Source organism: Endozoicomonas sp. ALC013 (assembly GCF_049310205.1).
Classification (GTDB): Bacteria; Pseudomonadota; Gammaproteobacteria; order Pseudomonadales; family Endozoicomonadaceae; genus Endozoicomonas.
In genome coordinates, this window is record NZ_JBLYNS010000144.1 from 1 (window position 1) to 11,648 (window position 11,648).

General features: G+C 49.6%; 9 protein-coding genes. 3 read left to right on the forward strand and 6 right to left on the reverse strand.

Translation table 11 applies throughout. The annotated features are described in order from the left end of the window. Positions 1-81 precede the first annotated feature (81 nt). The gene (pflB, locus tag ACO6V1_RS19550; protein ID WP_422461679.1) at positions 82-2,364 is read right to left on the reverse strand and encodes a formate C-acetyltransferase; all 2,283 of its coding nucleotides are present in this window, start codon (positions 2,362-2,364) and stop codon (positions 82-84) included. A 663-nt stretch (positions 2,365-3,027) separates the two neighbouring features. Here pflB and ACO6V1_RS19555 point away from each other — a divergent pair. Next, on the forward strand, positions 3,028-3,486 hold the full coding sequence (locus ACO6V1_RS19555; protein ID WP_422445842.1) for a hypothetical protein: 459 nt from the start codon (positions 3,028-3,030) through the stop codon (positions 3,484-3,486). A gap of 156 nt (positions 3,487-3,642) precedes the next feature. Here ACO6V1_RS19555 and ACO6V1_RS19560 read toward each other — a convergent pair whose 3' ends face one another. The 5 genes from ACO6V1_RS19560 to ACO6V1_RS19580 form a co-directional block, all read right to left on the reverse strand. Next, entirely contained in the window at positions 3,643-4,101 is a 459-nt protein-coding gene (locus tag ACO6V1_RS19560; protein WP_269674774.1) for a methylglyoxal synthase, read from the reverse strand. A 312-nt stretch (positions 4,102-4,413) separates the two neighbouring features. Then, positions 4,414-5,712 carry a sodium ion-translocating decarboxylase subunit beta gene (locus ACO6V1_RS19565; protein WP_422468119.1) on the reverse strand — a complete coding sequence of 433 codons (1,299 nt, stop codon included), beginning with the start codon at positions 5,710-5,712 and terminating at the stop codon, positions 4,414-4,416. A 67-nt stretch (positions 5,713-5,779) separates the two neighbouring features. Continuing rightward, positions 5,780-7,600 carry a sodium-extruding oxaloacetate decarboxylase subunit alpha gene (oadA, locus tag ACO6V1_RS19570; protein ID WP_422445846.1) on the reverse strand — a complete coding sequence of 607 codons (1,821 nt, stop codon included), beginning with the start codon at positions 7,598-7,600 and terminating at the stop codon, positions 5,780-5,782. 20 nt (positions 7,601-7,620) lie between these two features. After that, positions 7,621-7,896 (reverse strand): OadG family protein, encoded by a 276-nt coding sequence (locus ACO6V1_RS19575; RefSeq protein ID WP_422445848.1) that lies wholly within the window; start codon positions 7,894-7,896, stop codon positions 7,621-7,623. Positions 7,897-8,243: 347 nt separating this feature from the next. Then, positions 8,244-9,188, reverse strand: coding sequence for a tRNA-dihydrouridine synthase (locus ACO6V1_RS19580; protein WP_422445850.1), 945 nt, complete (start codon positions 9,186-9,188; stop codon positions 8,244-8,246). A 256-nt stretch (positions 9,189-9,444) separates the two neighbouring features. Here ACO6V1_RS19580 and ACO6V1_RS19585 point away from each other — a divergent pair, with 256 nt between their 5' ends. Then, the gene (locus ACO6V1_RS19585; protein WP_422468121.1) at positions 9,445-10,776 is read left to right on the forward strand and encodes a hypothetical protein; all 1,332 of its coding nucleotides are present in this window, start codon (positions 9,445-9,447) and stop codon (positions 10,774-10,776) included. A 158-nt stretch (positions 10,777-10,934) separates the two neighbouring features. Then, the coding region (gene mnmD / locus ACO6V1_RS19590; protein ID WP_422468123.1) for a tRNA (5-methylaminomethyl-2-thiouridine)(34)-methyltransferase MnmD at positions 10,935-11,648 on the forward strand (714 nt) is incomplete at its 3' end.

Sequence of the window (11,648 nt, forward strand, 5' to 3'; positions counted from 1 at the left end):
CACAAAACGGAATTTTTATCCTCAATTTTCTGCCATCCTCGCTACGGGCGCTATTCTCGGGCAGCCTCCTGACATTTACTATTACAGCGAGCTAGTAAAGGTACGGGTGATAACGTCACGCTGCTGTTCTGGTGTCAGCGAGTTGAAACGCACCGCATAACCGGAGACACGAATGGTCAGAGAAGGATACTTCTCAGGGTTCTCCATGGCATCTTCCAGCATTTCACGGTTCATAACGTTGACGTTCAGGTGCTGACCGCCCTCGCGATGTTCCTCGTGATGGAAGTAGCCATCCATCAGACCCACCAGATTCCTGCTTTGGCTTTCTTCGTCCTTGCCCAGCGCCTTTGGTACGATAGAGAAGGTGTAAGAAATACCATCCTTCGCATAGGCAAATGGCAGCTTGGCAACAGAACTCAGGGAAGCAACCGCACCGCTGGTGTCACGACCATGCATTGGGTTGGCACCCGGGCCAAATGGCTGGCCTGCACGGCGTCCGTCTGGCGTAGTACCGGTCTTCTTGCCGTATACCACGTTAGAGGTAATGGTCAGAACGGACTGGGTTGGAATCGCATCGCGATACATCGTGTGAGAAGCGACTTTCTTCATGAACGTTTCAACCAGTTCACAGGCAATCGTATCTACACGCTCTTCGTTGTTACCAAACTTCGGAAAATCACCTTCAATTTCGAAGTCGATAGCAATGCCGTCTTCATCACGCACCGGCTTGACTTTGGCGTATTTAATGGCCGACAGAGAGTCAGCAGCAACGGATAATCCGGCAATACCACAGGCCATGGTGCGAATAACATCACGGTCATGCAGGGCCATCAGAGAGGCCTCGTAAGAGTACTTGTCGTGCATGTAATGAATACAGTTCAGGGCAGCCACATACTGGCTGGCCAGCCAATCCATGAGCGTATCAAAACGTGCATAGACATCGTCGTAATCCAGGTATTCAGACGTGATCTTGTCGGTTTTTGGACCAATCTGAATTTTCAGCTTCTCGTCAACACCGCCATTGATGGCGTACAGCAGCGTTTTACCCAGGTTGGCGCGGGCACCGAAGAACTGCATCTGCTTGCCAACAACCATTGGCGACACACAGCAGGCGATGGCGTAATCATCGCTGCTCATATCAGTACGCATCAGATCATCATTTTCGTACTGGATAGAGCTGGTATCGATGGATACTTTGGCGCAATACTCTTTGAAAGACACCGGCAGCTGCTCAGACCACAACACCGTGATATTTGGCTCTGGTGATGGTCCCATGGTGTACATGGTGTTCAGGAGGCGGAAAGAGTTTTTGGTAACCAGTGTACGACCATCAAGGCCCATACCACCGATAGCCTCAGTAGCCCAGATCGGGTCGCCAGAGAACAGCTGATCGTATTCAGGAGTACGCAGGAAGCGAACCATACGCAACTTCATTACGTAGTGATCGATCAGTTCCTGGGCATCCGTTTCAGTGATTCTGCCTGCTTCCAGGTCACGCTGGATATAGATATCCAGGAAGGTAGCCGTACGTCCCAGAGACATGGCCGCACCATTCTGGGACTTAACCGCAGCCAGGTAACCAAAGTACGTCCACTGAACCGCTTCACGGGCAGAGGCAGCAGGGTTACCGAGATCGCAACCGTATTTGGCCCCCATCTCCTTGATCTGCATCAGCGCCTTGATCTGCTCCATGACCTCTTCACGCAGCTGGATGGTACGCTCAAGATCCTCGCCGGAAGTCAGCGCCGCATCCAGAGACTTGTGCTGGGCTTTCTTGTCAACAATCAGACGATCAATACCGTACAGAGCGATTCGGCGGTAGTCACCAATAATACGTCCACGGCCATAAGCATCTGGCAAACCGGTAATTATGCCAGACTTACGACAGTTGCGAATGTCCGCAGTGTAAACATCGAAAACACCAGAGTTGTGCGTCTTGCGATATTCAGTGAAGATTTTGCTAACCATGTTATCCAGTTTACGGCCATAAACTTCACAGGAAGTTTCAACCATACGAATGCCACCGTTGGCGATGATGCCACGCTTCAGCGGCTTATCGGTCTGCAGACCAACAATGGTTTCCAGATCTTTATTGATGTAGCCAGCGTCGTGAGAAGTAATAGTGGATGGCAGATCGGTATCGAAATCCAGGGGGGCGTGAGTGCGGTTCTCTTCTCTGATGCCTTCCATAACATCAGCCCACAGTTTGTCTGTCGCTTCAGTGGAACCGGCCAGGAAGGAACTGTCACCCTCGTAAGGGGTGTAGTTTTTCTGGATAAAGTCACGAACGTTGATGCTTTCAGACCAGTCGCCGGAAGTGAATCCTTCCCATGCTGCTGGCAGTTCGCTGGTGGTTACAGTCATACTAAGAGGCTCCTGATAGGTTGGAGAATTCTTTGGGGATGCTGCTCCGGGTCAGTCAGACTGCATTGATTGGCGGCGACACCAACTTGATCTGCATCAATGAAAGTAAATCATTGTCGGCTTATCGTTTGCCTATCTTGCGGGGACGCAGACATTGCGATAACACATCATCACAAAAATCATCACATCTATGTGGTCATACCGCAGGTGTAAAACTGGCCAACCCGGTGAATAAGAAATAATTTCAGTCAAATTAACGTATATACGACAATTCTGCCATCAGTGTTAATACCTACCGGCTATAAAAAAACATAAACACATTTCCACAGGAATTAACAAAAAAAGATATCCTCTTATATTTTATTAACTATCCCTTGATTAGCAAAAATTAGTTATTACCAATAGTCCAAAATTCAAAAAAATTATGAAATCAAGCAACGATCTATTTTTATGAATGCTAGTCTTTGTTTCTGTTAATTCTATTTCGTTTCGTTTTTCAAAACAATTAACGACACTAACATTATACTGTTAACGTTTGTTGCCGTTTATTCAGAGAGTTTTAAGTAGTGTTACCTATTCATACCGAAAATGGGTTTGTCTAACATCGTCAACCAAATAAAGACATTTTATCCGTTTCTGGGAGAGGATGAACAGGAGGTAGTTATGAGCAAATATATTTACACAACCATTTATGAGCAGTTCACCGGCCTGAAGCCACCTGAGCCAAAAGACCACAAGCCACGTCGCCGTAGAGGCTACGGTCACCCTTATCGTATGCGCCTGAATATGCAGGAAGGTTCTGTCCAGAACAGTGAACTGCTGTCTGACCGGGACTCAGAAAGAGACCTGTATGAACAGACGCCTGTTTCCGTTTTTCAGCCATCGGTTACCAAGCAGCCTGTCCGCAGGTTTTCATCCGGTGGTCAAAGCTATCGCAGTGGTAACAGCGTTGGTAACAACAGCGCCATCAGCGGCACTATGAACTGCAGGCCTGCTGCGCCTGAAGACCGCCATAGCAGCGCCGAGCCCAAGGTAACCTACAAAAAGCGCCGCCAGTACGGGCCTTCAGGCTTCGGTATTGGCTCAATGAGCAGAGACGGCAACGACAACTCTGATTATTGAATACCCGTTTTATATTGATTGTTTTTGAATACTGACACTACCAGCCAGGCTTATTCAGCGGAGCTTGTCTAGCGGAACCCATTCATTACTTTCCCGGATTATTTTCGCCAAAGGCCCTTATTTCAAGGCCTTTGTGCTCTTTTTGAACCCATAAAATCAAAGCGTTCTTTGCTGTAGATAGCTGTCATAATCCGGAATATGCCGGTTATGAGATTGTCCAAGCAAGTCTGACGAGAATATGTAATCCGCCGAGCTCTGGTTACAGGCAACCGGGATATTCCACACCGCTGCGATCCGTAACAATGCCTTAACATCCGGATCATGAGGCATTGGCTCAAACGGGTCCCAGAAAAATACCAGCAGATCCAGTTTGCATTCAGAAATCAATGCACCAATCTGCTGGTCTCCACCCAGCGGACCACTGATAAACTTTGTGACCGGCATCGACAGCTCTTTTTCCAGCAGACTTCCTGTGGTACCCGTGGCAAAAAGATCATGACCCTGCAGCTTTTCCTTATGGCGCAGACTCCACTGCACCAATTCCCCTTTCTTATTATCATGAGCGACCAGGGCAATGCGCTTCTTGGATGAGACACTGTATTCTTTATAAATCATAAAGTACTTCTCTATTTTTTCTGCGAAAAAATATAAAAATGGAAAGCGCTATATTCTCACTGAATAAAAAAAAATGCGATGACTTCTCTCGAAATCATCGCATTGTTCTAGTACATGGTTTCAATGAGTTTGACGTGTACAATCTCCGTTCACCCTGAGCGGAGTCGAAGGGTGCTTGGCACGATCTATCAGAGTCCGGAGTTTCCGCCTTTAGGCCCTATGGGTCCTTCGACAGGCTTAGGACGAACGTAGTACGGAGGCACGACAACCCGTCAAACTCATTGAAACCATGTAATAATCTTCAGAAAAAATTCATGACAGGTACTTAATCATCACCCCCGCTGCTACCGCTGAGCCAATAACACCCGCTACATTGGGACCCATGGCATGCATCAGCAGGAAGTTCTGCGGATTGGCCTCAAGCCCCATTTTGTTAGAGACCCGGGCCGCCATGGGTACCGCTGACACCCCGGCTGAACCAATCAACGGATTCACTTTGGTAGACGACACCCGATTCATCAGTTTTGCCATCAGGACACCACTGGCGGTACCGATACAGAATGCCACAATCCCCAACGCCAGAATCCCCAGAGTTTCCATTTGCAGAAACTTGTCAGCACTCAGTTTTGAACCAACCGACAGCCCGAGGAAAATGGTGGTGATGTTGATCAGCGCATTTTGCGCTGTATCCGACAGGCGCTCAACCACACCACACTCTTTCATCAGGTTACCAAAACAGAACATCCCCAGCAGCGGAGCCGCATCGGGTAATAACAGGGCCACCAGCACCAGCAGTAAGATCGGGAAAACGATTTTTTCCGTCTTGCTCACTGATCGCAGCTGTGTCATGACAATCCTGCGTTCCTCTGTCGTGGTCAGCGCTTTCATAATCGGCGGCTGAATCAGCGGAACCAGAGCCATATAAGAGTAAGCAGCCACCGCAATGGCACCCAGCAGGTGGGGAGCAAGCACGCTGGATACATAGATCGCAGTAGGACCATCCGCACCACCAATAATACCGATAGCAGCGGCATCCGCCAGGCTGAAATTCATCAGCCCCATAGAGCTCAATACAATAGCGCCAAACACTGTGGCAAAAATACCAAACTGAGCGGCAGCCCCCAGAAACAGGGTTTTCGGGTTAGCGAGCAACGGACCAAAATCCGTCATGGCACCCACCCCCATAAAGATCACCAAAGGAGCAACACCGCTGCCAATAGCCACACTGTAAAACTGATAAAGGACACCGTTCGTGTACCCTGCATCAGCAATAATGTGACTCACTACAGTCCGGGTTGCCGCATTCGCTTCATGGTATAAAGTATAAAGTTGATCCGGGGCAGCCGAAGCACTGGCCAGCGCTTCGGCAACCGCCTGCATCAGTGCAGGGTTAGCTATATGAAGCGCCTGCTCAATGGCGGAAAACGCCAGACCGGCCTGGGGAATATTGGCCAGAATTCCACCAAAACCAATAGGTACCAGCAGTAGAGGCTCAAATTGCTTGCGGATGGCCAGATACAGCAACCCAAAGCCCACCAGAATCATAACGAACTCTCCGGCGGTAAGGTTGTATAACCCGGAGCCCTCCCAGAGCGTTAATAGCTTTTCCATGGCATATTTCTCGACCAGACTTTTCTCTTTGAGAGACCTCTGTAAGAGGTCTCCCTAACGCTTTTTATTAAGCCAGGGCAAGCAGGGTATCACCCACCGCTACACTGTCACCTTCACGCACATCAACCGACGTCACCTGTCCGGAACGCGGGGCACGAACTTCCGTTTCCATTTTCATGGCTTCAAGAATAAGCAACACATCACCTTCTTGAATATGCTGCCCCGGTATGACATTCACCTTCCAGATATTACCGGCCAGTGGTGCGGGCATTGGCTCACCTTCAGAGGCTGATGTGGTTGTCGCTTCAGGTTGGGCTGTCGGCGCTGAAACCGGAGCCAGCATGGAAGAAACATCACCACCTTCTGAAACCTGAACGGTATAGGCATTGCCATTAACGCGAACGGTATAAACAGAATCCTCCGTTGGAGGAGCCACGGAAGTTGCCTGGGCAGCAGGCTTCACTTCCGGTTCGGTCCCGGGAGCAGGTTCGAAAGCATCAGGGTTACCGCGATTCTGCAGGAACTTCAGACCAACCTGCGGGAACAGGGCGTAGGTCAGAACATCATCCACGGTCTGATCCGCCAGATTGATGCCCTTCTCTTTGGCCAGGCCATGGAGTTCAGCAGTCAGTTCTTCAAATTCAGCTTCAAGCAGATCTGCCGGACGACAGGTAATCGCTATCTTACCCTCCAGCACTCTGTCCTGAAGACTTTGGTTAAACGGTGCCGGTGTAGCACCGTACTCACCTGTTAAAATCCCCCGGGTCTCTTTGGAGATGGTTTTATAGCGCTCACCGGTCAGTACATTGAGAACCGCCTGGGTGCCAACAATCTGGGAAGTGGGCGTGACCAGTGGAATCATCCCCAGGTCTTCACGAACTCTTGGAATCTCCTGCAGCACTTCATCAAACTTATCACTGGCCCCCTGCTCTTTCAGCTGACTTTCCATATTGGTCAGCATGCCACCGGGTACCTGAGCAATAAGGATTCTGGAGTCAACGCCACGGAGTTGACCTTCAAACTTCGCGTATTTTTTTCGGACCACCCGGAAGTAAGCAGCCACTTCTTCCAGCTTGTGCAGATCAAGCCCGGTATCACGCTCAGTCCCCTGCAATGCAGCAACGATAGCCTCAGTTGGCGAATGTCCATAGGTCATCGACATGGAAGAGATGGCCGTATCAACACGATCAACACCGGCTTCAACGGCCTTGAGCAGTGACATGGAAGAAAGGCCGGAGGTGGCATGGCAGTGCAGCTGAATTTCCAGGTCCGTTTCTCGCTTTAATCGGGAAACCAGCTCATACACGTCAGTCGGCGTAATAATGCCGGACATGTCCTTAATGCACAGAGAATCCGCACCCAGATCCTCGATCTCTTTGGCCAGAGAGACCCAGCTATCCATGGTATGAACCGGACTGGTGGTGTAAGAGATCGTCCCCTGGGCATGAGCACCCTGCTTCTTCACCGCTTTCATTGCCTGCATCAGGTTACGGGGATCGTTCATGGCATCAAATACCCGGAACACATCCATACCATTGGCAACGGCACGCTCAACAAATTTATCCACGACATCGTCAGCATAGTGACGGTATCCCAGCAGATTCTGTCCCCTTAACAGCATCTGCTGAGGGGTCCTGGGCATGGCTTTTTTCAGCTCGCGCAACCGCTCCCAGGGGTCTTCTCCCAGGAAGCGGATACAGGCATCAAAGGTGGCACCACCCCAGGTTTCGAGAGACCAGTAGCCGATCTGATCCAGCTGTTCTGCGATCGGCAACATATCTTCAATGCGAAGACGGGTAGCAAACAGTGACTGATGGGCATCCCTCAACACCACATCGGTAATACCCAGCGGCTTTTTATTGGCTAATGGCTTTTGTACGTCAGACATAACCCTTCTTTATCCCCCGGTTATTGGCGTTTTTCTGCTTGAGCTTTTTTTGTTCTGTGCATTTGAATGGCTGCACTGATAACAGCAATCAGTTCACCCTGATCATCGGATGACGATGGCTGGCTATTCACTGGAATGGGATTGGCTACAGATGGTAACGGTTCCTGAAAATACCGATCGATGATTGTTGACATCAGGCTGGTTGCCAGCACCAATAGCGTCAGAAACAGGAACACAAAACCCATTCCAAAGAGCATCAGGCTGGAACCTTCTGAAATAAGGTCCGATGGATTCATCAAGTAAGTCCTTTGTTTTTTTCAGGCTTGCAGGTCCGGTCAATCCCCTCAGGCAGTTCTGCCCTGCCGGAACCATTGCTGATTATTATTTCCATGAACAGGTTCATGGCTCTTGGCTGTCTTACGCCTCCTGGCTGCGTCAGTATACTACTGAACATTGTGTAATAAGCAATCAGTCATCCGGACTATGTTGTCTATAAAAGAAGCCCAGGACTACCTTCGACAGCATCTCGCAAAAGGAAGGTTGCCTCAGTCCGGAAAAAAATTCACCGACGTAAATCAATAAAAGTTGGCCAACCGATAAAATTGGCCATCCGTTATTAGGGCCTGTCGGACTTAAGACTGTCCTAGGCCGCTCTTGCCAGGTCAGAGCAGAGGATTTCCACAATGCCATCAGCGTCACGGAGGGAGCGGATGCGCTCAAACAGATTCTGGGCTTGCGGATACGCTTTACGCAGATAATTGAGCCACTGCTTCAGACGGGAAGGATGGTATTGCCATTTGCCATTTTGACGATCTCTGTCGCTTAATTGCAGAATCAGCTGCAACACTGAAGACCAGCTCATGGGCTTGACGGATTCGCGAATCATGGTTGTGATATTCGGCGTTACCAGCGAAGGCCGCCCGACCATCAGGTCAGTGCAGCCGGAAGCGTCCATACAGCGCCTGGCATCTTCATGATTCCAGATCTCGCCGTTGGCGATCACCGGAATCCCCAGGTTTTCCCGAATTTTGCCAATGTATTCCCAGTGAGCCGGAGGCCGATAGCCCTCCGCCTTTGTCCGGGCATGCACCGCCAGTTCCGAGGCGCCTGCCTGTTCAATAGCACGGGCGTTTTCCAGGAATAACGACTTGTCTTCATAACCCAGGCGAATTTTAGCCGTCACCGGCAGCTCTGCCGGAACAGCCTCCCGAACCGCCCGGACAATACTGAACAGCTGATCCGGCTCCCGCAGCAAAATTGCCCCGCCCCGGTTTTTATTGACCGTTTTTGACGGACAGCCGAAGTTAATGTCCACTCCGGGCGAGCCAAGTTTCACTGCACGCTGGGCATTCAGTGCCATATATTCCGGGTGACTGCCCAGCAGCTGTAAACGAACAGGTGTACCATTCGAAGTTTTTGCCCCCTGCAACAACTCCGGACAGGTACGATAAAAGACCCGGTTCGGCAACAGCGTATCTGTTACCCGGACAAACTCGGTAACACAGAGATCGAAGGTATTGATGCCGGTGAGCAGATCCCGCATATCGTGATCCATAACGCCTTCCATCGGCGCCAGTATCAACCGCATGGCATGCCTCTTGAGTGAAAAAGCGCCAATTCTACCGTCAGCAGGCCTGATAATAAAATAAGGAGCACTCACAGATAACGCTGACTTCACCTATATGGCTAACCATAAGGAATCGAATATTTATGGTGTATGCCGGAGTCAGGCACGGTGGGAACCAATATATTTTGCTGTGGTCACATAAGTCGCAATGATTCGCACAAGCGCTGCTGCTTACCCTATGCCAGCAGCATTAAATAAATACAAATCAGAGTTAGTTATGGATACGTCTATCAGAAATCTACCAGCCGTTGCGCAACGCCCACAACAGTCAGGGCCTCAGGAACCTCCTGTCGCCACAGAATTTTCAGGGTGGACTGTCTACATCGGTGCCGGTTCCTCAAATATACCCTCACTGCCGCCTACTCATTCGTTGCTCGACCTACCAGGCCCCGATTACTCATGCCTTCCTTCCGCTTGTACTTCAATTGCCAATAACCCGGGGACAGATTTGGTTTCAGGCGATAACCTCCCTGCAACCTTTAAGCGTTGCTTACTCAGGCTGAATGAGGCCTACGATACCAACTTTTCAGAACTGGCTGATACATTAAGCTATTGCGTACCAATGTCGTCAGCAAAGGCCCCATTCTGGAACATATTCCATGAAGTTATCGACCTGCCGTCACTGGAAAGCAACAGTAGTCAAAAAATCCGGGAAACAGGCCAAAAAATACACCAGCTATACATTGATGAACACGATGTTCTCGCTACTAAAAATGCATATTCCAGAATCAGTGAACTCACCATCGTGCTGTGCTTGCACTTCCTCGAGCAAAAGTTCATCCTCGAACATCCGGAGCCAATCCAGCAAAGCTCTGTCGATGTCACCAGGTCGGATGAAGCTTCAACAGACTGTCAACATTTACTGCCTGCCCGGGTCATAAAGACCTTTTTCGAAAAGTTATTATCTGGTATTGATAAATCCGGCAGGGCAGACGCTGGGATAAGAGTTAAAAAATTTATAAAAGATAACCAGCCAGGTTTAAAGAAGGATATGCGCCTTCAGCAGCCTGCCACTGGCCATCTGAAGTTTTCCGGACTGCGTTACGACGATATTCCCGGCGCTACTGTTGCGAAATTATATCATTCTGAACTTAGTGACCATTCACGTAATTTCTCTATCGATCTGTACGGTTTAATAGAAGCATTAGGTCAAACGCAGAGCCGAAGCTGGCCCCCTGTTACCCATGACCCTCTGCATTGTGCCATACACAGAGTTGCCTACGAAACATACAAACCAAAACTTGAACCGATAAATTTCTTCAAGAACAGGCTGGAGCCCTTCAGAGATCGGAATGCACGAACTCTGCTGGAATTAATAGAATACTTTCGAAACCGGTTTGCCTGGAAGCACCGCAATGGGCCAACCCGTGAAGCCCCAGAAATGGGTGAAAAATATAATGTTGTTCATCAAGCCCTTCAGGAATCATCCGCTGGCATCGGTCAGGGCAGTAGGACCATGAAAGACGAGCTCAGAAGATTCCTGGAACTCTGCTGTACTAATAATACGAGGGTAAAACAAAGGCTAGAAAGTTTTTTTAATAAAACGTGACGCCATTATATTATCCCGGATCTGGTACATGGTCAGAAAGAACCTTGAGCACCACTGCCACTACCAGGAGACTGTTCTCGGGCAGTCTCCTTGCTCATGGTTCTTTACCCGATAGTCGGCACTGACTATGCTTGCAGCTTTTCGCCTGATATTGAATATTGAAACAGAAAGCCGTGTCCAATCATCCACCAAACCATCCGAATCACACCATCACTGCTGATATCCAGTGGGAAAATGGCCTGCCAATCTCCACCCGGTTTAATGATGTCTACTTTTCCCGGGCCTCGGGTATTGCCGAAACACGCCATGTGTTCCTGGAACATAATCATCTCCCCGGGCGGTTTCGTCAACTGGTACCCGGTACCACGTTCACCATTGGCGAAACCGGCTTTGGCACTGGTCTGAACTTCCTCTGTGCCTGGCAGCTCTTTCTGGAAAAGGCCCCTGATAACACCTCTCTGGTCTTTATCAGCACGGAGAAGTATCCACTCCAGCAGGATGACCTGCAAAAAGCACTCAATGTGTTTGAGGAGCTGACACCTCTGGCCAACAGAATGATCAGCGCCTATCAATTGAGTGAGGAAAATATCGACCTGCAATTTTCAGACCGCGCATCAGGCAAACACATCCGTCTTCATATTTTGATTGGTGATGTGCTGGACACATTGCCTCATATCAACGAGAAGGTTGACGCCTGGTTTCTCGATGGCTTTGCCCCGGCCAAAAATCCGGATATGTGGCAACCCAAACTGTTCCAGACCCTGAAAGCCAAAAGCCATGAGCAATCAACCTACGCCACCTTCACTGCGGCCAGACTGGTTCGGGACGGGCTGACGGAGGCAGGCTTCTCAGTGACCAAACAACCGGGCTTT

Bases quoted from the DNA above. Each gene is read 5' to 3' on its own strand.
- ACO6V1_RS19565 (WP_422468119.1), bottom strand. From the start codon at position 5,712: ATGGAAAAGCTATTAACGCTCTGGGAGGGCTCCGGGTTATACAACCTT.
- pflB (WP_422461679.1), bottom strand. From the start codon at position 2,364: ATGACTGTAACCACCAGCGAACTGCCAGCAGCATGGGAAGGATTCACT.
- ACO6V1_RS19575 (WP_422445848.1), bottom strand. From the start codon at position 7,896: ATGAATCCATCGGACCTTATTTCAGAAGGTTCCAGCCTGATGCTCTTT.
- oadA (WP_422445846.1), bottom strand. From the start codon at position 7,600: ATGTCTGACGTACAAAAGCCATTAGCCAATAAAAAGCCGCTGGGTATT.
- ACO6V1_RS19555 (WP_422445842.1), top strand. From the start codon at position 3,028: ATGAGCAAATATATTTACACAACCATTTATGAGCAGTTCACCGGCCTG.
- ACO6V1_RS19560 (WP_269674774.1), bottom strand. From the start codon at position 4,101: ATGATTTATAAAGAATACAGTGTCTCATCCAAGAAGCGCATTGCCCTG.
- ACO6V1_RS19580 (WP_422445850.1), bottom strand. From the start codon at position 9,188: ATGCGGTTGATACTGGCGCCGATGGAAGGCGTTATGGATCACGATATG.
- ACO6V1_RS19585 (WP_422468121.1), top strand. From the start codon at position 9,445: ATGGATACGTCTATCAGAAATCTACCAGCCGTTGCGCAACGCCCACAA.